This window comes from Streptomyces sp. NBC_00390, assembly GCF_036057275.1.
GTDB lineage: Bacteria > Actinomycetota > Actinomycetes > Streptomycetales > Streptomycetaceae > Streptomyces.
Genome location: NZ_CP107945.1, coordinates 5597980 through 5620780, shown reverse-complemented (window position 1 = coordinate 5620780; position 22801 = coordinate 5597980). Strand labels below are relative to the sequence as shown.

Genomic DNA, 22801 nt, shown 5'->3' with positions numbered 1-22801 from the left:
CGGGGGGCGTCCCCGGAGCCTCACTCGTACGGCGTGTGCTGCCGTCAGCCCTTGGGCAGGGCCTCGAGCTGCTGGGTGATCCGCGCGATGTCCTCGTCGGCCTTGGCGAGCCGGGTCCGGATCTTGTCGACCACGTTGTCCGGGGCCTTGGCGAGGAACGCCTCGTTGCCGAGCTTGCCGGTCGCCTGCGCCCGCTCCTTCTCGGCGTTGGCCAGATCCTTCGTGAGGCGCTTGCGCTCGGCCTCGACGTCGATCGTGCCGGACAGGTCCAGAGCGACGGTGGCACCGGCGACCGGAAGAGTCGCCGTCGCGCTGAAGTCCTCACCCTCCGGCTGCAGCCGGAGCAGCTGCCGGATCGCGGCCTCGTGCGGCGCGAGCGCGGTGCCGTCCAGGGTGAGGCGGGCCGGGACCTTCTGGCCCGGCTGCAGCCCCTGGTCGGAACGGAACCGGCGGACCTCGGTGACCACCCGCTGGACGAGGGCGATCTCCTGCTCGGCGGCCTCGTCGCGGAACCCGCTGTCGTTCGGCCAGTCGGCAATGACGAGGGACTCGCCGCCGGTCAGGGTCGTCCACAGAGTGTCGGTGACGAACGGGACGACGGGGTGGAGCAGCCGGAGCATCACGTCCAGGACCTCACCGAGGACCCGGCCGGAGACCCGTGCCTGCTCGCCGCCCTCGAAGAACGTGGTCTTCGACAGTTCGACGTACCAGTCGAAGACCTCGTCCCACGCGAAGTGGAAGAGAGCCTCGGACAGCTTCGCGAACTGATAGTCCTCGTAGTTCGCGTCGACCTCGGCGACCGTCTTGTTCAGCCGGGACAGGATCCAGCGATCCGTCGCCGACAGCTGCTCGACGGGCGGCAGTTCACCGTCGACCGTCGCGCCGTTCATCAGGGCGAAGCGGGTGGCGTTCCAGATCTTGTTGGCGAAGTTGCGGGAACCCTGGACCCAGTCCTCGCCGATCGGGACATCAACCCCCGGGTTGGCACCGCGGGCCAGCGTGAAGCGCAGGGCGTCGGAGCCGTACTTGTCCATCCAGTCCAGCGGGTTGACCGCATTGCCGAAGGACTTCGACATCTTCTTGCCGAACTGGTCGCGGACCATGCCGTGCAGGGCGATGGTGTGGAACGGCGGGGTGCCGTCCATCGCGTACAGGCCGAACATCATCATCCGGGCGACCCAGAAGAAGAGGATGTCGTAGCCCGTGACCAGGACCGAGTTCGGGTAGAACTTCGCGAGACTCTCGGTCCGCTCGGGCCAGCCCAGCGTCGAGAAAGGCCACAGACCGGAGGAGAACCAGGTGTCCAGGACATCGGTCTCCTGGGTCCAGCCCTCGCCGGTGGGTGCCTCGTCGTCCGGTCCGACGCAGACGATCTCGCCGTTGGGGCCGTACCAAACAGGGATGCGGTGGCCCCACCACAGCTGGCGCGAGATGCACCAGTCATGGAGGTTGTCGACCCAGTCGAAGTACCGCTTCTCCATCTCCTGCGGGTGGATCTTGACCCGTCCGTCGCGGACGGCGTCACCGGCGGCCTTCGCGAGCGGGCCGACCTTGACCCACCACTGCATCGACAGACGCGGCTCGATGGTGGTCTTGCAGCGGGAGCAGTGCCCGACGGAGTGGAGGTACGGACGCTTCTCCGCGACGATCCGGCCCTCGGCACGCAGCGCGCCGACGATGGCGCTGCGCGCCTCCAGTCGGTCCAGGCCCTGGAACGGTCCGTGCGCTGTGATGATCGCGTGCTCGTCCATGATGGCGATGGCCGGCAGGTTGTGACGCTGGCCGATCTCGAAGTCATTCGGGTCGTGCGCGGGCGTTACCTTGACGGCACCCGTGCCGAACTCCGGGTCGACGTGCGTGTCGGCGACGACCGGAATCGTGCGGTCGGTGAGCGGCAGCTTGATCTGCTTGCCGACCAGGTGGGCGTAGCGCTCGTCGTCCGGGTGGACGGCGACCGCGGTGTCACCGAGCATGGTCTCGGCGCGCGTTGTGGCGACGACGATGGTGTCGTCGCCGTCGCCGTACTTCATGGAGACGAGCTCGCCGTCGTCGTCCTGGTACTCGACCTCGATGTCCGAGATGGCCGTCAGACACCGGGGGCACCAGTTGATGATGCGCTCGGCGCGGTAGATCAGCTCGTCGTCGTACAGCTTCTTGAAGATCGTCTGGACAGCCTTGGACAGCCCTTCGTCCATGGTGAAGCGCTCACGCGACCAGGCGACACCGTCACCGAGGCGGCGCATCTGACCGGAGATCTGCCCGCCGGACTCGGCCTTCCACTGCCAGACACGGTCGACGAAAGCCTCACGCCCCAGATCGTGGCGGGACTTGCCCTCCTTACCGAGCTCGCGCTCGACGACGTTCTGAGTCGCGATACCCGCATGGTCCATGCCCGGCTGCCACAGCGTCTCGTAGCCCTGCATGCGCTTGCGGCGGGTGAGGGCATCGATCAGTGTGTGCTCGAAGGCGTGGCCCAGGTGCAGGCTGCCCGTGACGTTCGGCGGCGGGATGACGACGGTGTACGGCGGCTTCTCGCTCTTCGAGTCCGCCTCGAAGTACCCGCGCTCTACCCAGCGCTCGTACAGCTTCCCCTCTACCTCGGCCGGCGCGTACTGGGTCGGCAGTTCGGGGTTACTGGCGGTCTGCTGCTGAGTGTTCTCGGTCACGGGGTCAGTTTAGAGGTGTCCCAGGGCCGTACTGAAACGGGAATCCCGCGCACCGGTGTGACCCCGCCCCGCCCTGCAGGCTCTGGGCTGGGTCACGATGTCGGGGACACGTAAACATCACTGAGCCACAACCACCCAGGCCCGTACGCCGGGCAGCAACCGCAGCAGTCCGGACCGCACGGGCAGCCTGGCCCGTACGGCCAACCGCCGCAGGCCCCGCATCCCGGTTACGGCCAGCCGTCACAGGAGGCGGTGCTGCCTGTCAGCGCGGCCGCGGTGCTCGGGGGCACGGCCGGCTCGCCGGAGGACGCCGCGAGCGTCGCCGCCAAGCTCCGCAACGACGTCCGCGTCAAGCTCTGACTCCGGCACGCGGCCGGTCCGTTCGCCGGCGCGGGCCCTGACGGTGTCACAGGGCCGTACTGAACGGGGCAACTGCGTAACGGTGTGACCCCCGGCGCCCCATGCTCATGCCAGTTGCGCCAGGATGTTCGGAACACATAGACATCACGAGGGGAACACCCGTAATGAGTTACAACCAGCCGGGCCCGTACGGCGGTCAGCCTCAGCAGCCCGGCCCGTACGGCCAGCCGGGTCCCTACGGCCAGCAGCCGCAGGCCCCGCAGCCCGGCTACGGGTACCCGCAGCAGGCTCCGCAGGGCGTTCCGCCGCAGCAGCAGCCGCAGGGGTACGGCTACCCCCAGCAGCCCGGCCCGTACGGCCAGCAGCCCCAGTACGGCCAGCAGGCCCCCTACGGCCAGGTCCCGCCCCCGCCGGCGCCCCCGAAGAAGAAGACGGGCCTGATCGTGGCCTCCGCGGTGGTGGCGCTCGCGGTGATCGCGGGTGGCGTGTACTTCCTCACGGCCGGCGGCGGTGGCAGTGACGTCGCCGACGACGGCCCGCACAAGCTCATCACGCCGGAGACCGTGCTCACCGAGTACAAGAAGGACTCGAGCAGCAGCGGTGGCAGCTCGTCCGACGACGACTTCCTCAAGGACGCCGCGAAGATGGGCATCAAGAACCCCAAGGAGGTCGAGGCCGCTTACAAGTCGGGGAGCGAGGAGAACCCGCTGGCCGCGAAGATGATCACCTTCGGCGGCATCTACGGCGACATCGAGGACCCCGAGGCAGCCATCGACGCCGCGTTCGCCGACATGAAGGAGTCGTCCGAGAAGGAGAAGGACGACGACGCCGAACTGGTGGGCAGCCCGCAGGCGTACGAGCCCAAGGAGCTCGAGGGCGCCGTGCTGAAGTGCCAGCAGATCAAGACCAAGCCCGGCAGCTCCAACTCCGGCGCTCCCAAGGAGCTCACCATGTCGGTGTGCATGTGGGCGGACCACAGCACCCTCGGCTTCGTGATGCCGGTCGACCTGGCCTCCATGATGACCGGTAAGGGAACGTCGCCCGACGACGCCGCGAGCATCACCGCCAAGCTCCGCAAGGAAGTCCGCGTCAAGCTGTAGTGAGCACGAAAGGGGCGCCCGGCCGGTTGTTCAACCGGCCGGGCGCCCCTTTCGCGTTCGAGCCCTGTGCGCTACGCGCTCTTCTCGTGGCGGCCGTCGTCCTTCACGATCCGCGGCACCAGCGTCGGGTTCACGTTGTTGTGGACCACGTCCTCCGTGATGACCACGCGCGCCACGTCCTTACGGGACGGGACCTCGTACATCACCGACATCAGGACCTCTTCCATGATCGCCCGCAGGCCCCGCGCGCCTGTGCCGCGCAGGATCGCCTGGTCGGCGATGGCCTCCAGGGCCGGGAGGTCGAAGTCCAGCTCCACGCCGTCGAGTTCGAACAGGCGCTGGTACTGCTTCACCAGTGCGTTGCGCGGCTCGACCAGGATCTTCAGGAGGGCCTCGCGGTCCAGGTTGTGGACCGAGGTGATGACCGGGAGACGGCCGATGAACTCCGGGATCATCCCGAACTTCACCAGGTCCTCCGGCATGACCTCCTGGAACTGGTCGCTTGCCTCGATCTCGCGCTTGGAGCGGATCGTGGCGCCGAAGCCGATGCCCTTGGCGCCCGCACGCGACTCGATGATCTTCTCCAGGCCGGCGAACGCGCCGCCCACGATGAAGAGCACGTTCGTCGTGTCGATCTGGATGAACTCCTGGTGCGGGTGCTTGCGACCGCCCTGCGGGGGCACCGACGCCGTGGTGCCTTCCAGGATCTTCAGCAGTGCCTGCTGGACGCCCTCGCCCGACACGTCCCGGGTGATCGACGGGTTCTCGCTCTTACGGGCGACCTTGTCGATCTCGTCGATGTAGATGATCCCGGTCTCGGCCTTCTTGACGTCGTAGTCGGCCGCCTGGATCAGCTTGAGCAGGATGTTCTCGACGTCCTCGCCGACATAGCCCGCCTCCGTCAGCGCCGTCGCGTCCGCGATCGCGAACGGGACGTTCAGCATGCGGGCGAGCGTCTGGGCCAGCAGCGTCTTGCCGGAGCCCGTGGGGCCCAGCAGCAGGATGTTGGACTTCGCGAGCTCGATCGCGTCGTCCCGGCCCTGCGCGCCGCCGTTCTCACCGGCCTGGACGCGCTTGTAGTGGTTGTAGACCGCTACCGAGAGGGCCTTCTTCGCGGGCTCCTGCCCGACGACATAGCCTTCGAGGAACTCGTAGATCTCGCGCGGCTTGGGGAGTTCCTCCCACCGCACCTCGGAGGTCTCGGCGAGTTCCTCCTCGATGATCTCGTTGCAGAGATCGATGCACTCGTCGCAGATGTACACACCGGGCCCTGCGATGAGCTTCTTCACCTGCTTCTGGCTCTTGCCGCAGAACGAGCACTTGAGCAGATCGCCGCCATCACCGATGCGTGCCACGAGGTGCTTCCCCTTCGCCTGGGAGCGGCTTGGTTCAGCCGCTCCTGGTGCCTCATATCCGACGGTACCTTGCCGAGCCCCCCGTTCGGGCCCCCCTTGGCGCGGTTCACATTGTCGTGTACCGCGCCAAGGGCGCCGGACCGCTCAGGCGGCCGCTGCGGCCGTGCTCTTGCGGGTGGAGACGATCTGGTCGACGAGGCCGTACGCGAGCGCGTCCTCGGCGGTCAGGATCTTGTCGCGCTCGATGTCGTCGCGGACCTTCTCGATCGGGGTGGTGGAGTGCTTGGCCAGCATCTCCTCCAGCTGCACGCGCATGCGCAGGATCTCGTTGGCCGCGATCTCCAGGTCGGAGAGCTGCTCCCGGCCCGTCTGCGAGGACGGCTGGTGGATCAGCACGCGGGCGTGCGGCAGGGCCATCCGCTTGCCGGGGGTGCCGGCTGCGAGCAGCACGGCCGCGGCGGAGGCCGCCTGGCCCATGCAGACCGTCTGGATGTCCGGCTTCACGAACTGCATCGTGTCGTAGATGGCCGTCAGCGCGGTGAAGGAACCACCAGGGCTGTTGATGTAGATCGAGATGTCGCGGTCCGGGTCCATCGACTCCAGGCACAGCAGCTGCGCCATGACGTCGTTGGCGGACGCGTCGTCGATCTGCACGCCGAGGAAGATCACGCGCTCCTCGAAGAGCTTCGCGTACGGGTCGTACTCACGCACGCCCTGCGAGGTGCGCTCGACGAAGCGCGGGACGACGTAGCGGTTGTCCACCGCAGGGCCGGTGTAGAGGCCGCTGGCGGCGCCGGAGAGGCCGGAGAAGTTGCTCATGTCGGTGTTCACCATCCTGGTGGCGTTCTGTGGGCGTAGGTCAGGCAGGTGCGCCGGCTGCGGCCGCGAGGGCTCAGGCGCCGGTGCCGCCGCCGCCGGGGACGCCCGATGCGGCGGAGATGATCTCGTCGATGAGGCCGTAGTTCCGGGCCTCCTCCGCGGTGAACCAGCGGTCGCGGTCGCCGTCGCGGATGATCGTCTCGACAGTCTGACCCGAGTGGTGGGCGGTGATCTCCGCCATGCGCTGCTTCGTGCGCAGCAGGTACTCGGCCTGGATCTTGATGTCGGAGGCGGTGCCGCCCAGTCCGGCCGAACCCTGGTGCATGAGGATGTCGGTGTTGGGGAGCGCGAAGCGCTTGCCCACGGCGCCGCCCGTCAGCAGGAACTGGCCCATCGAGGCGGCCATGCCCATGCCGATGGTCACCACGTCGTTCGGGATGTACTGCATGGTGTCGTAGACCGCCATGCCGGCCGTCACCGAACCGCCGGGGCTGTTGATGTAGAGGTAGATGTCCTTGTCCGGGTCAGCGGCAAGGAGCAGCATCTGCGCCGTGATCTTGTTGGCGATGTCGTCGTCGACCTGCTGGCCGAGGAAGATGATGCGCTCGCCGAGCAGCCGGTTGTAGACATGGTCGCCGAGGCCACCACCGATGGACGGTTCACCGGCGGCGTAAGGCATCAGATTCGTCACGTATCCACCTGCTCGTCTCTGACGGCTGCCTGCCGTCTCAGCGTCTTCGTACCCGGGGCGGTCAGTGACCTGCCCTCGTATTCATGGACCCTAACGCGCAGGTGGGCGGCCGCCATCCCGGTTCCCGAACTGTTCGCTCGGAGCGCAAGGTGAGCGGTTCCCGTTCGAAGGCGCGCAGACGCACCGGCATGCGTCCCCGACCTGCGGCCTTGTGGCCGTGGTGGGGCACCGGTATGCGGACGGGCCCCGGCGCGCGTGATGGCGTCCGGAGCCCGTCGCGGGATCAGCGCGAGGCTCAGGCCTCGGTCTTCTCCTCGGCCTCGCCGGACTCGGCCTCGACGACGCCCTCGACCGTCTCGGCGGCGGTCTCGGTCTCGTCCTCGTCCTCGAGGTCGACGACCTCACCGTTGGTGTCGACGACCTTGGCGGCCTCGACGACCACGGCCAGCGCCTTGCCGCGGGCGACCTCGCCGACGAGCATCGGCACCTGGCCGCCCTCGACGACGGCCTTGGCGAACTGGTCGGGGCTCATGCCGGAGGAGGCGGCACGCCGCATGAGGTGCTCGGTGAGCTCCTCCTGGTTGACGTTCAGCTTCTCCTTGTTGACGAGCTCGTCGAGGAGGAACTGGGTCTTGATGCCCTTGACCGCCTGCTCCTTGGTCTCGGCGTCGAACTCTTCCTCGGACTTGCCCTGGATCTCCAGGTACTTGGCGAGGTCGATGCCCATCTGGCCGAGCTGGTGGTGCTCGAGGTTGTGCTTACGGGTGTTGATCTCGTCCTCGAGGAGCTTCTCGGGGATCGGGACCTCCGCCAGCTTCAGCAGCTCCTCGAGGACACGCTCCTGGGCCTGGGTGGCCTGGTCGTACTGCTTCATGTTCTCGAGGCGCTGGCGGCTGTCCGCCTTGAGCTCTTCGAGGGTGTCGAACTCGCTCGCCATCTGGGCGAAGTCGTCGTCGAGCTCGGGGAGCTCGCGGGCCGCGACGGCGGTCACCTTGACAGAGACCTCGGCCTCCTTGCCCTCGGCGCTGCCGCCCTTGAGCTCGGAGGTGAAGGTGGCCTCGCCGCCGGCCTCCAGGCCGGTGACGGCCTCGTCGATGCCGTCGAGCAGCTCGCCGGAGCCGATGGTGTAGGTGATGCCGTTGGCGACGCCGTCGGCCAGCACCTCGCCGTCGACCTTGGCCTCGAGGTCGATCGTCACGACGTCGCCCTCGGCGGCGGCGCGCTCCACGGGGTTGGTGGAGGCGAAGCGCTCACGCAGCTGCTCGACCGACTTCTCGACGTCCTCGTCGGTGACCTCGACGGCGTCGACGGTGACCTCGATGCCGGAGTAGTCCGGGATCTCGATCGTCGGGCGGATGTCGACCTCGGCGGTGAAGTTCAGCGTGTCGCCGTCCTTCAGCTCGGTGATGTCGACCTCGGGCTGCCCGAGCGGATTGATCTCCGCCTCGTTGACCGCCTCGGTGTAGAACTTCGGGAGCGCGTCGTTGACGGCCTCCTCCAGCACCGCACCACGGCCGAACCGCTGGTCGATCACTCGGGCGGGGATCTTGCCCTTGCGGAAGCCCTTCACCGTGACCTGCTGGTTGATCTTCCTGTACGCCGCGTCGAGGCTGTCCTTGAGCTCCTCGAAGGGCACCTCGACAGTGAGCCGAACCCGGGTCGGGTTCAGGGTCTCCACGGCGCTCTTCACGGTTCGGTCTCCTTGGTGGCTGACTTCTTGGGGTTCGCTGACGCTGCGATTCAGCGGTTCAGCGGATCGGGCCCGGCACATCAGACACACGGGCACGCAGCTTGCATAGTAACGGCAAGCAGGAGGAGCCTCACAACGCGATCTTCCTGGTCGGGGTGGCCGGATTCGAACCGACGACCTTCCGCTCCCAAAGCGGACGCGCTACCAAGCTGCGCCACACCCCGTCGGTGCGAACCGTAGGGTACATGCCCACAGGCCGTGTGCCGTGCCGTTTTCCCGGCGTCCGGAATGGGGTGTGCGGTGAGCGGCAGGAAACCGCTACGATGCTCTTCGTGCCGCACGGTCGTGACCTGCGGTGCGAGCTTGCGGGCGTAGCTCAATGGTAGAGCACTAGTCTTCCAAACTAGCTACGCGGGTTCGATTCCCGTCGCCCGCTCTGTGTACGGCTTCGGGCCCGGCAGGTGATGGATCACCTGCCGGGCCCGAAGCCGTTCCCGGCCCGGCCGGGAGCGGGCGTGCGGTCGGAACCCGTCCGCGTCAGAAGCTGATCTGGTTGATCGTCTCGGCTATCGAGTCCAGGAATCTGTTGATCGACGGGGCCATGCCCGTCGAGGCGAGGAAGAAGCCGAAGAGCGCAGCGACGATCGCCGGCCCCGCCTTGATGGATCCGCTGCGGATCAGCACCACGAGGACGATCGCCAACAGCAGCACCACAGACAGTGAAATGGCCACAACTGATCACACACCCTCGGTCGGTCCGCCTTACCGGCCCGGGAGCGCGCGGCCAGCGCACCCCCGCCCCGCACATCGTGCCACCAACCCCCTTGCCCTTGCTGCCTGCTGGTGAATCGTCCCAGCCAAGATCACGCCATGTGCGGGGCGTTGTGCACCGGGCCGCCCGGCGGCCGACGCCCGCCGGCGACTGCGACGCAGATCCGGCCGGGTGAATGCCGTCTTGAATTGATCGCGATCGTTTCCATGTCCCCACACGTTGGTCACGAGAAATTCGAAGACGGCCAGTGAGGCAATTCACTCAAGCACCCACCCCTGACCGATACGTCCCCTTGAAGGGGGATTAATTGGGGCATAGCGGGCGGTTACCGGTAGTTTCAGATGTGAATGGACGACACGCGGAGCACGATTTACCAAATCGAATGGACGCGGCTAAGGTGCCTCAGATGTTCCACGCTCCGCATGGTTATCAGAGGGCCCCGCTCCCCCGGACCCGGGAGACGGAGCCCGTCGCAATGACCCCGCAGACGACGATGTCCGCCCCGGTCACGGCCGACCGGAAGGCGGCCGTGCCGTCTTCCGACCGGTCCACCCGACGAGACGCCTACTTCGACAACGCGAAGTTCCTGGCGATGGTGCTGGTGGCGGTGGCGCACGCCTGGGAGCCGCTGATGGACGGCAGCCGGGCCACACGTGCGTTGTACATGGTCGTCTACACGTTCCACATGCCGGCTTTCATCCTCATCTCCGGCTACATGTCCAGGAGTTACTCCGGCAAGCCGCATCAGCTGAAGCGGCTGCTGACGGCCATCGCGGTGCCGTATCTCGTCTTCGAGGTCGCCTACTCGCTCTTCGACCGCTACGGGAACGACGATCCGGACCAGCCGATCACCCTGCTCGACCCGTACTACCTGACGTGGTTCCTGGCCGCGCTGTTCATCTGGCGCCTCACCACACCCCTGTGGAAGCTCATCCGGTGGCCGGTGCCCGTCGCTCTGGCCATCGCCGCGTTCGCGTCGGTCACGCCGGGTGTCGGGGCCGATCTCAATCTCCAGCGGGTGCTGCAGTTCCTGCCGTTCTTCGTGCTGGGCCTGTGCCTGAAGCCCGAGCACTTCCAGCTGGTGCGGCGCCGCGAGGTGCGGCTGCTGGCGGTGCCGATGTTCGCGGTCGCTGTGCTGGTCGCGTACTGGGCCGCTCCCCGGATGAACGTGAAGTGGTTCTACCACACCGACTCCGTGCAGGAGCTCGGGGTTCCGTGGTGGACGGGCGGCGTGATGACCTTCGCGCTCTTCGGATGCGCGGTGGTGGCAACGATCGGCTTCCTTGCCTGGGTGCCGGGCCGCAGGACATGGTTCACGGTGCTGGGCGCCGGCACCATCTGCGGCTATCTGCTGCACGGGTTCCTGCTCAGGGGCGCCCAGTACGCCGGCCTCTACGAGGAGAACCCGTGGCTGAGCACCCCGGGCGGCGAGATCCTGGTGACCCTGGTCGCGGCGGTCGCGGTGACCCTGCTGTGCACGCCCCCCGTGCGGAAGCTGCTCAAGGGCGTGACCGAGCCGGAGATGAAGTGGGCGTTCAAGCGGGACGCGTCGGAGCTGGGGCCCCGGCGCTGAGCCCGCTCATTCCTGGCCCTCGGTGAGTCCGAGCAAGGCCCGGGTCTTCGCGTACTTCTCGGTGAGCCGGGCCCGGGTCGCCTCGTCCAGGGCCGCGAGCCGGGCCGGGTTCGCGTTGTGGGCGAGGTCGGCCTCCTTGACGAGGAGTGCCCCCGGGGTCTCGAGGATGCGCCGCGTGTAGGACGCCAGGTCCTCGCCCTCGCGCTTGCTGAGCGCGAGGATCATGTCCTTGACGGACTGCGGCAGCGCGGCCCGTTCCAGCCACTCCTGGCTCAGGGCGTCGTCCTCGATGGCGTCGTGCAGCCAGCCGGCGGCGATCTGCTCCTCGCTGCCGCCCCGTGCGCGCACCCCGTTCGCCACGGCCGCCAGATGCTCGGTGTAGGGACGCCCCGACTTGTCCTTCTGGCCCGTGTGGGCCTCGCGGGCGATCGCCTCGATCTCGGCCAGGGTCAGGTTCTGCTGCGCCATGGCACGACTGTACGGGCCGCTTCACCCGATCCGTGACAAACCCTGCTGTCAGCTCTGGCGGCGCAGCAGCAGCAGGGCCCGGTCGTCGTTGACGTCCTTGGCGACCGCCTCGATCAGATGCCAGGCGGCGCCCTCGAAGCCCGACGCCACATAGCGGTCCGCCTCGCCGGTGAGGCGGTCGATGCCCTCGCCGATGTCCCGGCCCGAGGCCTCCACCAAGCCGTCCGTGAACAGCATCAGCACGTCCCCGGCGCGCAGCGTGCCCTTGATCGGGTCGAACTGTGCTCCGTCGTAGATGCCGAGCAGGGGGCCGTCGGCGCCCTGCTCCTCCCAGCGCCCGCTGCCCGCGTGGAGCTGGAGGGCGGGCAGATGGCCCGCGGAGAACAGTTCGTAGTCGCCGGAGTCCAGGTCGAGGACCAGATGGATGGAGGTGGCGAAGCCCTCGTCCCAGTCCTGGCGCAGCAGATAGCCGTTGGCCGCGGGCAGGAAGCCGTGCGGCGGCAGGGAGCCGAGCAGCCCGCCGAAGGCTCCGGACAGCAGCAGGGCGCGGGAGGCGGCGTCCATGCCCTTGCCGGAGACGTCCGTGAGGACGACCTCGAGGGTGCGGCCGCCGTTGGTGCGGGCCGCGACCACGAAGTCGCCGGAGAAGGACTGGCCGCCGGCCGGGCGCAACGCCATCTCACGGTGCCAGCCCAGCGGCAGCCGGGGCAGAGCGCTCTGCACCCGGATGCGTTCGCGCAGGTCGAAGAGCATGGTGCCGCCGCGCCGCCAGGGCACCCCGACCCGGGCGCGGAACTGCGCGATGAGCAGTCCGAAGAAGCCGCAGGCCGCGACCACCAGGACGGTTCCCGGGGTGACCCGGGCCGGTCCTTCGGTGTACGGGCCGAGCGCTATGGACTCCACGATCAGGGCGGCCGCTGCGGCCGCGTACAGGCCCAGCAGGCTCGCGGGCCGCAGCAGCAGGGCGCCGGCCACGATCGGCAGCACCAGGGCGGCGGGGGCGCACCACACCGGCGCCGCGACCGTGCCCCACGAGATCGCCGGGATGGTCAGCAGCAGCCCGGCCAGTGCGATCCAGTCGGAGCCGTCGCCCCGGAAGTAGTCGACCCCGGACTTGCGCAGGGCTATGCGGGCCCGGTGCGTCTTCTTGCGCATCCGGGCCGTGAACGTGTCTGCTGCAGAGCGGCGGGCCATTGCCGTGGACCCTATCCACCCGCCCGCCCCGCGTGCAGGGGGACCCCGCGACATTGCGTTCCAAATCGGGTCGCGACGGGTCGCGTACGCCTGGTAGGGATGGCTCATGACGACTGAACTGCGGGTATTGCGGCGGTCCGAGTGGGACCTCTGGTACGGGAAGCTGGAGCTCGCGTTCGGTGGTGTCGGCGAGACCCGGCAGGAGCGCCAGCTGTGGGACGCGTTGACGGAGGTCGACCGTTCGATCGGCGCGTGGGACGGCGAGGAGTGCGTGGGGACCGCGGGGGCGTTCACCTTCGCGGTGTCGGTCCCGGGCGGCGCGTTCGTGCCCGCTGCCGGGGTGACCATGGTGAGCGTGGCGGCCACGCACCGGCGGCGCGGGGTGCTCACCTCGATGATGCGCCGTCAGCTGGACGATGTACGCGGCTGGGGCGAGCCGCTCGCCGTGCTGACGGCGTCCGAGCCGGAGATCTACGGCCGGTTCGGCTACGGCATCGCGACCCACCAGCTGTCGCTCGAGATCGACTCCTCGCGGGTGCGGATCGCCGCGCCGCCGGGCGCGGACGACGTGCGGCTGCGGTTCGCACCGGTGGCCGAGAGCGCCGAGGCGTGCGAGGCGGTGTATCTGCGCACGGTCGGCAGCCGGCCCGGCATGCTCGCCCGCCGTCCCGGCTGGGAGCGCCTGCCGCTGCTCGACCCGCCTGGCGACCGGGAGGGCGCCTCCCCGATGCAGTGCGTGCTGGCCGAGCGGGACGGCGAGGTCGTGGGCTATGTGCGCTTCCACAACAAGCCGCACTGGGACCGGTCGGGACCGGCCGGCTCGATCATGGTGCGGCACATCGACGCGCTGGACCCGGCGGCGTACGCGGCGCTGTGGCGGTTCGTGTGCGAGATCGACCTGACCTCGACGGTGCGGTCCCGCAACCGGCCCGTGGACGACCCGCTGCTGCACCTCGTCACGGACATCCGGCGTTGCGGGCCGACGGTGCGGGACGCGCTGCACGTACGGCTGGTGGAACTGGGGGCCGCGCTGGAGGCGCGCACGTACCGGACGCCGGTCGATGTGGTGTTCGACGTCCGGGACGACTTCTGCCCGTGGAACGAGGGGCGTTGGCGGCTGAGCGGTGACAGCAAGGGCGCGTCCTGCAAGCGCACGGACGGGAACGCGGATCTGGCCCTGTCCGTACGGGAGTTGGGCGCGGCGTACCTGGGCGGTGTGTCGCTGACGTCGCTCGCCGGCGCGGGGCGGGTGCGGGAACTGCGGGACGGGGCGCTGGCGGAGGCGACCATGGCGTTCGGCTCCGATGTCGCGCCCTGGCTGCCGCACGGATTCTAGGAAACGGATTCCAGGGGAACGTGTCCCGGTTGCCGTGCGGCGACCGGGACTTCAGGCAGCCTGGCAGGCCGGGCACCAGAAGAGATTGCGGGCGGCGAGATCGGCGGTGCGGATCTCGCCGCCACAGATGTGGCACGGCAGATGGGCCCGTCGGTAGACGTAGACCTCTCCGCCGTGGTCGTCGGCGCGGGGCGGCCGCCCCGTCGCTTCGGGGGTGTGTTCCGGCCGGACCGTGTCGATGCGATTGTTGCGTACACCCTCGCGCATCAGTTCGGCCAGGTCCGTCCAGATCGCGTCCCACTGACGCCGTGTGAGGTCCTGGCCGGCCCGGTAAGGGTCGATGCCGTGCCGGAAGAGGACTTCGGCGCGGTAGACGTTCCCGACACCCGCGATGATCTTCTGGTCCATGAGCAGCGCCGCAATGGTCGTGCGGGAGCGGGAGATCCGGGCCCAGGCACGGTCGGGGATGTCGTGCGGCCGCAGCGGGTCGGGGCCGAGCCGGTCGTGTATCGCCTGCTTCTCCCCGTCGGTGACGAGGGCACAGGTGGTGGGGCCGCGCAGGTCCGCGTAGTGGCTCTCGTCGAGGAGACGGAGCCGGACGGTGTCGGTGGGCGGCGGGGCGGGCGTCGTGCCGAAGCCGAGCTTGCCGAACAGGCCGAGGTGGATGTGCACCCAGCCCGTGTCCTGGAAACCGAGGAAGAGGTGCTTGCCGTGCGCGTCGGCACCGTCGAGCACACGCCCGTCGAGGAGGGCGGCACTGTCCGAGAACTTGCCCTGGGGGCTGCTGACCCGGACGCTCCGTCCCGCGAAGCGGTGGAGATGGTCCTCCGCGAGGCGGTGGATCGTATGCCCTTCGGGCACGGCGGTCTCCTGTGGTCGTTCGGCGGCTCTCGCCCCCGACCTCAGGCGCAGGGCGGGCCACGGGGCTTCGCCCACGGCGGGGACGTCCGGATCCCGCGCGCGGCGACGGCTGTCCTGGGCCTCGGCCTGACACCGCCACGCGGCGCGGCGTCATGGCACGGGGGCGGGCACCCCGCCGCGCGGGGCGGGCCGGCGAACCGGCCCGCCTGCGGCGTTCGGGTCAGCCCTGCTGCGGGTGGTGGGCCGGGATCGGCGGGAGCTCGCCGGTGGCCTCGTACGCGGAGAGCATCTCGATGCGGCGGGTGTGACGCTCCTCACCCGAGTAGGGCGTGTTCAGGAAGATCTCGACGAACTTGGTCGACTCGTCCACCGAGTGCATCCGGCCGCCGATGGCAACGACGTTCGCGTTGTTGTGCTCGCGGCCGAGGGCCGCGGTCTGCTCGCTCCAGGCGAGCGCGGCGCGCACGCCCTTGACCTTGTTCGCCGCGATCTGCTCGCCGTTGCCGGAGCCGCCGATCACGATGCCGAGGCTGCCTTCGTCGGCGGCCGTCCGCTCCGCGGCACGCAGGCAGAACGGCGGGTAGTCGTCCTGGGCGTCGTAGATGTGGGGGCCGCAGTCGACCGGCTCGTGGCCGTGGGCCGTGAGCCACTCGACGAGGTGGTTCTTGAGTTCGAAACCGGCATGGTCGGAGCCGAGGTACACGCGCATGGTCCGAGTGTGGCATGCGGAAGCGGGGGTAGCGGTCAGCGGGGTCGGGACCTTGGTCCTCCCGGGGGGGGGTGGCCGGGCGAGGTCGTGACTGTGGGGAGAGTCACGATCCGGAGTTGGACCTTCCGTACCGATGAGTACCGGGTTTCAATGCCTGGGCTCGTAACCCGAGTGTTCTCGAACCTAAGGAATCGTCCATGAGCTCGCAGACGACCCTCACAAAGGAAGGCGGGCAGACCGGAAACGCCGGTAATCCGCAGTCCTCCGATGGTCTCCAGGCCGGTCTCAAGAACCGCCACCTGTCCATGATCGCCATCGGCGGTGTGATCGGCGCCGGCCTGTTCGTCGGCTCCTCCGGCGGCATCGCCAAGGCCGGCCCCGCCATCCTGGTGTCCTACGCGCTCGTCGGCGTGCTCGTCGTGTTCGTGATGCGGATGCTGGGCGAGATGGCCGCCGCCAGCCCCAACTCCGGCTCCTTCTCGGCGTACGCCGACCGCGCGCTCGGCCGCTGGGCGGGCTTCTCCATCGGCTGGCTGTACTGGTTCTTCTGGGTCGTCGTGCTGGCCGTGGAGGCCACGGCCGGTGCGGTGATCCTTGAGGGCTGGATGCCGGCGGTGCCGCAGTGGGCCTGGGCCCTGATCGTCATGGTCGTGCTGACCGTCACCAACCTGGCGTCGGTCTCGTCGTACGGCGAGTTCGAGTTCTGGTTCGCGGGCATCAAGGTCGTCGCGATCGGCGCCTTCGTGATCATCGGCCTGCTGGCCGTCTTCGGTGTCCTGCCGGGCTCCGACAACCCGGGCGCGGGCTTCGCCCATCTCACCGACGCCGGCGGATTCCTGCCGAACGGCGCGGGCGCCATCCTCACCGGCGTGCTGATGGTGGTCTTCTCCTTCATGGGCAGCGAGATCGTCACGCTGGCCGCCGGTGAGTCCGAGGACCCGCGGCGCGCGGTCACCAAGGCCACCAACAGCGTGATCTGGCGGATCGCCGTCTTCTACCTGGGCTCGATCTTCGTCGTCCTGACCCTGCTGCCGTGGAACGACGCGTCGATCGTGGAGAAGGGCTCCTACGTCGCGGCCCTGGACTCCATCGGTATCCCGCACGCCGGCCAGATCATGAACGTCATCGTGCTGACGGCCGTTCTGTCCTGCCTCAACTCGGGCCTGTACACGGCCTCCCGCATGGCCTTCTCGCTGGGCGAGCGCGGCGACGCGCCGAAGGCGTTCGCCAAGGTCAACGCCAAGGGCGTGCCGACGTGGGCGATCCTGGGCTCCGTGGTCTTCGGCTTCGCCGCCGTCTGGGCCAACTACGCGTACAAGGACACGGTCTTCCTGTTCCTGCTGAACTCGTCGGGTGCGGTCGCGCTGTTCGTCTGGCTGGTGATCTGCTTCACCCAGCTGCGGATGCGCGGGATCCTGCTGCGCGAGGCGCCGGAGAAGGTGACCGTGAAGATGTGGCTCTTCCCGTACCTGACCTGGGCGACCGCCGCGATGATCACCTTCGTGCTGGGCTACATGCTCTTCGACGACGCCAACCGCGAGGTCGTGCTGCTGTCGATGCTGGTCGCCGCGATCGTGGTGACCATCGGCGTGGTGCTCGACCGCGTGCGGAAGTCGAAGTCGTCGGTCACCGCCGGCTGACCCGCAGCCCGTACATCAACGCCGCAGCCCCGGTCCGCTTCGTGCGGGCCGGGGCTGCGGCGTATGTACACGCGGCGCAGGTGCGAGGCGCCTCAGCCGCGGCGGCCGACCAGCTTCCAGGCGGTCGGCAGCGCGCCCATCGCCAGCGCGGCCTTGAGCGCGTCACCGATGAGGAACGGCACCAGGCCCGCGGAGATCGCGGCGGACAGCGACATCCCGGTGGCGAGGGCCAGGTACGGGACACCGACCGCGTAGATGATCACGGAGCCGACGGCCATCGCGCCCGCGGTGCGCAGGACCGAGCGGTCGGCGCCGCGGCGGGCCAGGGCGCCGACGACGGTGGCGGCGAGCAGCATGCCGAGGATGTAGCCGAAGGACGGCATCCCGTAGCCCGACGTGCCCTGCGCGAACCACGGCATGCCCGCCGCGCCGGCGACCGCGTACAGGCCGAGCGAGAGGAAGCCCCGGCGGGCGCCGAGTGCGGTCCCCACCAGCAGGGCGGCGAACGTCTGGCCGGAGACCGGGACCGGCGAGCCGGGGACCGGAACGGCAATCTGGGCGGCGATGCCGGTGAGCGCCGCGCCGCCGGCCACCAGTGCGGCGTCCACGGCGTACCGGGCGCGGGCGGCGGGCAGCAGGTCCGCCAGGACCGGCACCTTGCCTGCGGCAAGGTGAACCCCACCGGATCGGAGGGGGGCGGCAGCAGTACTCATCAGGACTCCGCAGGGTGAGGGCAGTTCGGAACACGGTGACCGTAGCCCACGCTCCGTCACGTGATCACCATCAGCCGTCCACAAAGCACAGCCTCGGGCGTTGGTGGAGTTCGGACAAAGGAAAGTCTCCACACCTGCGATCACGTGAGACTCATCACTCAGGTCGGGAGCATGATGCCCGGTTTTGCCTCACAGGGCAGAGCCGGGCGAGACTGTAGGGACCCCATAACTCCCCCCGAGTGATCCGAGAGTTCCGAACGTCATGCACGATGCGCCGCCCACGCCCCTGGCCGCCGAGGCCGAACCCCTCGAACACGGGCTCAAGCAGCGTCATCTGACGATGCTGGGGCTCGGCGGCGTGATCGGGGCCGGGCTGTTCGTCGGCTCGGGCGCGGGAGTTGCCGTTGCCGGGCCCGGCATCGTGCTCTCGTATCTGATCGCGGGCACGATCGCGATGCTCGTGATGCGGATGCTGGGCGAGATGTCCGCGGCCATGCCGGCCTCCGGCTCCTTCTCGGTGCATGCGGAGCGCGCACTCGGCCGCTGGGCGGGCTTCTCGATCGGCTGGCTCTACTGGTTCCTCACCGTGGTGGTGCTGGCCGTGGAGGCGACCGCGGCAGCGCAGATCGCGCACGGCTGGGCGCCGGCACTCCCCCAGTGGGGCTGGGTGCTGGTCTTCATGCTGGTCTTCACCCTCGTCAACCTGACGGCAGTGAAGAACTTCGGCGAGTTCGAATTCTGGTTCGCCGCCCTCAAGGTCGTCGCGATCGTGCTGTTCCTGGGCCTCGGCACACTCGCCGTCCTCGGGCTGCTGCCGGACACCGACCCGGTCGGATTCACCCATCTCACCGGGGACGGCGGCTTTCTGCCGAACGGCTGGGACGGCGTCGTCTCCGGCGTGCTCACGGTCATCTTCGCCTTCGGCGGCCTGGAGGTCGTCACGATCGCCGCCGCGGAGACCGACGACCCGGGCCGCGCGGTCGCCCGGGCCGTACGCAGTGCGGTCGTCCGCATCCTCTTCTTCTATGTCGGCTCGATGCTGCTCATCGTGACGCTGCTGCCGTGGACCGCACAGCGGGCCGGGCTGAGCCCCTTCGTCGCCGTACTGGACGAGATCGGGGTGCCGCACGCCGGGCAGATCATGGAGATCGTCGTCTTCGTGGCTCTGCTGTCCGCGCTGAACGCCACGCTGTACGGCTCCTCCCGCATGGTGTTCTCGCTCGCCGAGCGCGGCGAGGCGCCGCGGGGACTGCTCAAGGTGAGCGCGGGCGGCGTGCCACGCCGGGCGGTCCTCGCCTCGGTCGCCTTCGGCTTCGTCTCCGTACTGCTGAATCTGAAGTGGCCGGATTCCGTCTTTCTCTACATGCTCAACTCGGTCGGCGCGGTCCTGCTGTTCGTGTGGGCGCTGGTCGCCGTCTCGCAACTGCGGCTGCGCCGCCGTATCGAGCGCGAGGCCCCCGGAATGCTCACTCTGCGAATGTGGGGGTACCCGTGGCTGACCTGGGTGACGCTGGCCGCCATGGCCGGGGTGCTGGTGCTGATGCTGACCGATGAAGCGGCCCGTCCGCAGGTGCTGTGGTCGGCCGGTGCGACGGCCGTGGTGCTGCTGGTCTCGGCCGTGCGCGAGACGCGGGAGCGGCACGGCTGACCGACGGGCGTGCCGTACCTGCGTGTTGACCTTGTGTGAGCATCGTGCCCGTATAGCGGACGCGCATTCCGCGTGAACGGAACTCGTGCCCACACTGGCGTCCGCTCCCCCCGTCTCAGCCAATGAACAGGGCACGTCCATGTCACAAACCTCCGCGCCCGCGCCCGTCGACCGCAAGGCCGGCACGCCGCTCACGCACGGACTCAAGCAACGCCATCTGTCGATGATCGCCCTCGGCGGTGTGATCGGGGCCGGCCTGTTCGTCGGCTCCGGTGCGGGTATCGCCGCCGCCGGACCCGGCATCGTCCTCGCCTACACCGTGTCCGGTCTGCTCGTCATGCTCGTGATGCGCATGCTGGGCGAGATGTCGGCGGCGAACCCGGCGTCCGGCTCCTTCTCGGTGCATGCCGAGCGGGCCATCGGGCCGTGGGCGGGCTTCACGGCCGGCTGGTCTTTCTGGGTGCTGCTGTCCGTCGCCGTGGGCCTCGAGGGCATCGGCGCTGCGAAGATCGTCAGCGGCTGGCTGCCGGGGACGCCCGAGTGGGCCTGGGTCGCACTGTTCATGCTGGTGTTCTGCGGTACGAACCTGGCCGCGGTGAAGAACTTCGGCGAGTTCGAGTTCTGGTTCGCGGCCCTCAAGGTGGGCGCCATCACGCTGTTCCTGATCCTCGGCGGCCTCGCGATCGCCGGCCTGCTGCCCGGCACCGAGGCCCCCGGCACCACCAACCTCACCGGCGACGGCGGCTTCCTGCCGAACGGCTCCGAGGGGCTGGTCATCGGTCTGCTCGCGTCCGTGTTCGCCTATGGCGGCCTGGAAACGGTCACCATCGCGGCCGCCGAGTCCGAGCACCCCGTCCAGGGTGTCGCCAAGGCCGTGCGGACGGCGATGTGGCGCATCGCGCTCTTCTACATCGGCTCGATGGCGGTCATCGTCACGCTGGTGCCGTGGAACGACCCGGATGTCGCCGACCCCGACAAGGGTCCGTACGTCACCGCGCTGAACCATCTCGACATTCCGGGCGCGGGCATCGTGATGCAGGTCGTGGTGCTGGTCGCACTGCTCTCGGCGATGAACGCCAACATCTACGGCGCCTCCCGTATGGCGTACTCCCTGGTCGCCCGCGGGCAGGGACCGAGGGCGATCGGGAAGATCTCGGGCGGTGTGCCGCGGATCGCCGTCCTCGTCTCCTCGGTCTTCGGCTTCCTGTGCGTGCTGCTCAGCTACTGGCGTCCGGACGACGTCTTCCCCTGGCTGCTGAACATGATCGGCGCGGTGATCCTGGTCGTCTGGCTGTTCGTGGCCGTCTCCCAGCTGCTGCTGCGTCGCCGCCTGGAGCGCGAGGGCCCGGAGAAGCTTGTCGTCCGTATGTGGCTGTACCCGGTGCTGACCTGGGTCGCCATCGCGGGCATGGCCGGAATCTTCGTCCTCATGCTCCGTGAGCCCGACACCCGCGACCAGCTGCTCGCGACCGGTGTGATGACCGTGGTGCTGGCCGTCGCGGGCTTCGTCGTGCAGAAGGTCCGGGGGTCGGCCGCGCCCTCCGCCGAGGCGGCTGAGGAGCGTGCCGCCGAGTGAGCCACGGCAGCTGACCGCTGCCCCGCGCAGGACCCCTGGGCCGCCCCGGCCCGGGGGTCCTGCGCGTTCAGGGCCCCAGGAGGCGGCGCGCCGTGGACCGGGGCCGGCACCTGATCATCGCGGGCCTTTGCCGCTGCTAGTGTGCAGTTGCATAAGATGTGCAATAAGCAGCACCCGGAGGGACCGGATCATGGCCACTTACACGCTTCCTGAACTCCCGTACGACTACGCGGCGCTCGAGCCGGTCATCAGTCCGCAGATCGTCGAGCTCCATCACGACAAGCACCACGCGGCGTACGTGAAGGGCGCGAACGACACCCTTGAACAGCTCGCGGAGGCACGCGACAAGGAGGCGTGGGCTGCGATCAACGGTCTGGAGAAGAACCTCGCGTTCCATCTCTCCGGCCACATCCTGCACTCGATCTACTGGCACAACATGACGGGCGACGGCGGCGGCGAGCCGCTGGAGAAGGACGGCGTCGGCGAGCTCGCGGACGCGATCGCCGAGTCCTTCGGCTCCTTCGCCAAGTTCAAGTCCCAGATGACCAAGGCCTCGGCCACCACACAGGGTTCGGGCTGGGGCGTGCTCGCGTACGAGCCGGTGAGCGGCCGGCTCATCGTCGAGCAGGTCTACGACCACCAGGGCAATGTCGGCCAGGGCACCGTCCCGGTCCTGGTCTTCGACGCCTGGGAGCACGCCTTCTATCTGCAGTACAAGAACCAGAAGGTCGACTTCATCGACGCGATGTGGCAGGTCGTGAACTGGCAGGACGTGGCGAAGCGGTACGAGCAGGCCAAGGAGCGCACGCCGCTGATCGCCCCCTGACCGGGGCACAGTCGTCCTGCTCGTGATCGTCTTCTCAGCCTTCACCGGGCAGGCGGAAAGAGGAAGGACCCCCGCGTGGGGGCACCCCCAGGCGCAGCTCTGGGGGAACGACTCGCGGGGGGTCCTTCTGTGCCTCCGGGCCGATCAGTCGAAGATGGGCCCCTGTGTGCGGGTGCGCTTGATCTCGTAGAAGCCCGGGATCGACGCCACCAACAGCGTGCCGTCCCAGAGCTTGGCCGCATCCTCGCCCTTGGGGGCGGGGGTGACGACCGGCCCGAAGAAGGCGATCTGCTCGCCGTCCGCACCGGGCACCGCTATGACCGGGGTGCCGACCTCCTGGCCGACCTTCTCGATGCCCTCCTTGTGAGAGGCGCGCAGTTGGGCGTCGTAAGTGTCCTTGTCCGCGTAGTCCGCCAGGGAGACGGGCAGACCGATGTCCTCCAGGGCCGCGACCACCGCGTCCCGGACAGGGCCCTGGCCCTCGTTGTGGAAGCGGGTGCCGAGCGCGGTGTAGAGCTTGCCGAGCACCTCGTCGCCGTGCTCCTGCTGGGCGGCGGTGACGACCCGGACCGGGCCCCATGCCTTCGTGGCGAGCATCTCGCGGTAGGTCTCCGGCAGCTCGTCCAGCTTGTCCTCGTTCAGCACGGCAAGGCTCATCACATGCCAGCGGACCTCGACATCACGTACCTTCTCGACCTCGAGCATCCAGCGCGAGGTCATCCACGCCCACGGGCACAGCGGGTCGAACCAGAAGTCGACCGGGGTCCTGCCGTTCTGCGACATCTCTCTCCTCACATGGGCGCC

Annotated in this window: 19 protein-coding genes and 2 tRNA genes; 8 read left to right on the top strand and 13 right to left on the bottom strand. The window is 68.9% G+C overall.

Features of this window, described 5'->3' with window-relative positions:
- Nucleotides 1-44: 44 nt before the first annotated feature.
- Nucleotides 45-2666, bottom strand: a complete 2622-nt coding sequence (locus tag OHS70_RS24700; protein WP_328400598.1) for a valine--tRNA ligase — start codon at nucleotides 2664-2666, stop codon at nucleotides 45-47.
- Nucleotides 2667-3190: 524 nt separating this feature from the next.
- Between OHS70_RS24700 and OHS70_RS24695 the strand changes: the two genes are divergently transcribed.
- Nucleotides 3191-4126 carry a hypothetical protein gene (locus tag OHS70_RS24695; protein ID WP_328400596.1) on the top strand — a complete coding sequence of 312 codons (936 nt, stop codon included), beginning with the start codon at nucleotides 3191-3193 and terminating at the stop codon, nucleotides 4124-4126.
- A 71-nt stretch (nucleotides 4127-4197) separates the two neighbouring features.
- On the opposite strand, the gene clpX is transcribed toward OHS70_RS24695, so the two are convergent.
- The 5 genes from clpX to OHS70_RS24670 all read right to left on the bottom strand — a co-directional run bounded on the left by clpX (nucleotide 4198) and on the right by OHS70_RS24670 (nucleotide 8905).
- Nucleotides 4198-5481, bottom strand: coding sequence for an ATP-dependent Clp protease ATP-binding subunit ClpX (gene clpX / locus OHS70_RS24690; protein WP_328400594.1), 1284 nt, complete (start codon nucleotides 5479-5481; stop codon nucleotides 4198-4200).
- 144 nt (nucleotides 5482-5625) lie between these two features.
- Entirely contained in the window at nucleotides 5626-6315 is a 690-nt protein-coding gene (locus tag OHS70_RS24685; protein WP_328400592.1) for an ATP-dependent Clp protease proteolytic subunit, read from the bottom strand.
- 58 nt (nucleotides 6316-6373) lie between these two features.
- Complete coding sequence (locus OHS70_RS24680; RefSeq protein WP_328405877.1) at nucleotides 6374-6979, bottom strand: ATP-dependent Clp protease proteolytic subunit; 606 nt, start codon at nucleotides 6977-6979, stop codon at nucleotides 6374-6376.
- A 307-nt stretch (nucleotides 6980-7286) separates the two neighbouring features.
- Nucleotides 7287-8681: a trigger factor gene (tig, locus tag OHS70_RS24675; RefSeq protein ID WP_328400590.1), complete on the bottom strand. Its 1395-nt coding sequence runs from the start codon at nucleotides 8679-8681 to the stop codon at nucleotides 7287-7289.
- A 147-nt stretch (nucleotides 8682-8828) separates the two neighbouring features.
- Nucleotides 8829-8905 (bottom strand) — tRNA-Pro (locus OHS70_RS24670).
- A gap of 141 nt (nucleotides 8906-9046) precedes the next feature.
- Between OHS70_RS24670 and OHS70_RS24665 the strand changes: the two genes are divergently transcribed.
- Nucleotides 9047-9117 (top strand) — tRNA-Gly (locus OHS70_RS24665).
- A gap of 101 nt (nucleotides 9118-9218) precedes the next feature.
- Here OHS70_RS24665 and OHS70_RS24660 read toward each other — a convergent pair.
- Complete coding sequence (locus tag OHS70_RS24660) at nucleotides 9219-9413, bottom strand: hypothetical protein (protein WP_328400588.1); 195 nt, start codon at nucleotides 9411-9413, stop codon at nucleotides 9219-9221.
- 446 nt (nucleotides 9414-9859) lie between these two features.
- Between OHS70_RS24660 and OHS70_RS24655 the strand changes: the two genes are divergently transcribed.
- Nucleotides 9860-11026, top strand: coding sequence for an acyltransferase family protein (locus OHS70_RS24655; protein ID WP_328400586.1), 1167 nt, complete (start codon nucleotides 9860-9862; stop codon nucleotides 11024-11026).
- A gap of 6 nt (nucleotides 11027-11032) precedes the next feature.
- Here OHS70_RS24655 and OHS70_RS24650 read toward each other — a convergent pair whose 3' ends face one another.
- Together OHS70_RS24650 and OHS70_RS24645 are read right to left on the bottom strand one after the other, a co-directional pair.
- A complete protein-coding gene (locus OHS70_RS24650) occupies nucleotides 11033-11494 on the bottom strand; it encodes an HD domain-containing protein (RefSeq protein WP_328400584.1) in 462 nt (153 codons plus the stop codon).
- Nucleotides 11495-11542: 48 nt separating this feature from the next.
- Entirely contained in the window at nucleotides 11543-12688 is a 1146-nt protein-coding gene (locus OHS70_RS24645) for a PP2C family protein-serine/threonine phosphatase (protein WP_328400582.1), read from the bottom strand.
- A 106-nt stretch (nucleotides 12689-12794) separates the two neighbouring features.
- Here OHS70_RS24645 and OHS70_RS24640 point away from each other — a divergent pair, with 106 nt between their 5' ends.
- Nucleotides 12795-14024, top strand: a complete 1230-nt coding sequence (locus OHS70_RS24640) for a GNAT family N-acetyltransferase (RefSeq protein ID WP_328400580.1) — start codon at nucleotides 12795-12797, stop codon at nucleotides 14022-14024.
- Between the two features lie 51 nt (nucleotides 14025-14075).
- Here OHS70_RS24640 and OHS70_RS24635 read toward each other — a convergent pair whose 3' ends face one another.
- Both OHS70_RS24635 and OHS70_RS24630 read right to left on the bottom strand, forming a co-directional pair.
- On the bottom strand, nucleotides 14076-14885 hold the full coding sequence (locus tag OHS70_RS24635; RefSeq protein WP_328400578.1) for an Fpg/Nei family DNA glycosylase: 810 nt from the start codon (nucleotides 14883-14885) through the stop codon (nucleotides 14076-14078).
- 220 nt (nucleotides 14886-15105) lie between these two features.
- Nucleotides 15106-15594, bottom strand: coding sequence for a ribose-5-phosphate isomerase (locus OHS70_RS24630; protein WP_328400576.1), 489 nt, complete (start codon nucleotides 15592-15594; stop codon nucleotides 15106-15108).
- Between the two features lie 197 nt (nucleotides 15595-15791).
- Here OHS70_RS24630 and OHS70_RS24625 point away from each other — a divergent pair, with 197 nt between their 5' ends.
- Nucleotides 15792-17234, top strand: a complete 1443-nt coding sequence (locus OHS70_RS24625) for an amino acid permease (RefSeq protein WP_328400574.1) — start codon at nucleotides 15792-15794, stop codon at nucleotides 17232-17234.
- 92 nt (nucleotides 17235-17326) lie between these two features.
- On the opposite strand, the gene OHS70_RS24620 is transcribed toward OHS70_RS24625, so the two are convergent.
- Complete coding sequence (locus tag OHS70_RS24620; protein WP_328400572.1) at nucleotides 17327-17947, bottom strand: biotin transporter BioY; 621 nt, start codon at nucleotides 17945-17947, stop codon at nucleotides 17327-17329.
- 262 nt (nucleotides 17948-18209) lie between these two features.
- Between OHS70_RS24620 and OHS70_RS24615 the strand changes: the two genes are divergently transcribed.
- From OHS70_RS24615 to OHS70_RS24605, 3 genes are all read left to right on the top strand, one after another.
- Nucleotides 18210-19595, top strand: coding sequence for an amino acid permease (locus tag OHS70_RS24615; RefSeq protein WP_328400570.1), 1386 nt, complete (start codon nucleotides 18210-18212; stop codon nucleotides 19593-19595).
- Nucleotides 19596-19734: 139 nt separating this feature from the next.
- On the top strand, nucleotides 19735-21171 hold the full coding sequence (locus OHS70_RS24610; protein ID WP_328400568.1) for an amino acid permease: 1437 nt from the start codon (nucleotides 19735-19737) through the stop codon (nucleotides 21169-21171).
- 190 nt (nucleotides 21172-21361) lie between these two features.
- On the top strand, nucleotides 21362-21997 hold the full coding sequence (locus tag OHS70_RS24605) for a superoxide dismutase (protein WP_328400566.1): 636 nt from the start codon (nucleotides 21362-21364) through the stop codon (nucleotides 21995-21997).
- A 144-nt stretch (nucleotides 21998-22141) separates the two neighbouring features.
- Here OHS70_RS24605 and OHS70_RS24600 read toward each other — a convergent pair whose 3' ends face one another.
- Nucleotides 22142-22780, bottom strand: a complete 639-nt coding sequence (locus OHS70_RS24600) for a mycothiol-dependent nitroreductase Rv2466c family protein (RefSeq protein WP_328400564.1) — start codon at nucleotides 22778-22780, stop codon at nucleotides 22142-22144.
- Between the last annotated feature and the right edge of the window lie 21 nt (nucleotides 22781-22801).

Bases quoted from the DNA above. Each gene is read 5' to 3' on its own strand.
- OHS70_RS24695 (WP_328400596.1), top strand. From the start codon at position 3,191: ATGAGTTACAACCAGCCGGGCCCGTACGGCGGTCAGCCTCAGCAGCCC.
- OHS70_RS24685 (WP_328400592.1), bottom strand. From the start codon at position 6,315: ATGGTGAACACCGACATGAGCAACTTCTCCGGCCTCTCCGGCGCCGCC.
- OHS70_RS24680 (WP_328405877.1), bottom strand. From the start codon at position 6,979: ATGCCTTACGCCGCCGGTGAACCGTCCATCGGTGGTGGCCTCGGCGAC.
- OHS70_RS24655 (WP_328400586.1), top strand. From the start codon at position 9,860: ATGTTCCACGCTCCGCATGGTTATCAGAGGGCCCCGCTCCCCCGGACC.
- OHS70_RS24650 (WP_328400584.1), bottom strand. From the start codon at position 11,494: ATGGCGCAGCAGAACCTGACCCTGGCCGAGATCGAGGCGATCGCCCGC.
- OHS70_RS24645 (WP_328400582.1), bottom strand. From the start codon at position 12,688: ATGGCCCGCCGCTCTGCAGCAGACACGTTCACGGCCCGGATGCGCAAG.
- OHS70_RS24640 (WP_328400580.1), top strand. From the start codon at position 12,795: ATGACGACTGAACTGCGGGTATTGCGGCGGTCCGAGTGGGACCTCTGG.
- OHS70_RS24630 (WP_328400576.1), bottom strand. From the start codon at position 15,594: ATGCGCGTGTACCTCGGCTCCGACCATGCCGGTTTCGAACTCAAGAAC.
- OHS70_RS24625 (WP_328400574.1), top strand. From the start codon at position 15,792: ATGAGCTCGCAGACGACCCTCACAAAGGAAGGCGGGCAGACCGGAAAC.
- OHS70_RS24620 (WP_328400572.1), bottom strand. From the start codon at position 17,947: ATGAGTACTGCTGCCGCCCCCCTCCGATCCGGTGGGGTTCACCTTGCC.
- OHS70_RS24615 (WP_328400570.1), top strand. From the start codon at position 18,210: ATGCACGATGCGCCGCCCACGCCCCTGGCCGCCGAGGCCGAACCCCTC.
- OHS70_RS24610 (WP_328400568.1), top strand. From the start codon at position 19,735: ATGTCACAAACCTCCGCGCCCGCGCCCGTCGACCGCAAGGCCGGCACG.
- OHS70_RS24605 (WP_328400566.1), top strand. From the start codon at position 21,362: ATGGCCACTTACACGCTTCCTGAACTCCCGTACGACTACGCGGCGCTC.
- OHS70_RS24600 (WP_328400564.1), bottom strand. From the start codon at position 22,780: ATGTCGCAGAACGGCAGGACCCCGGTCGACTTCTGGTTCGACCCGCTG.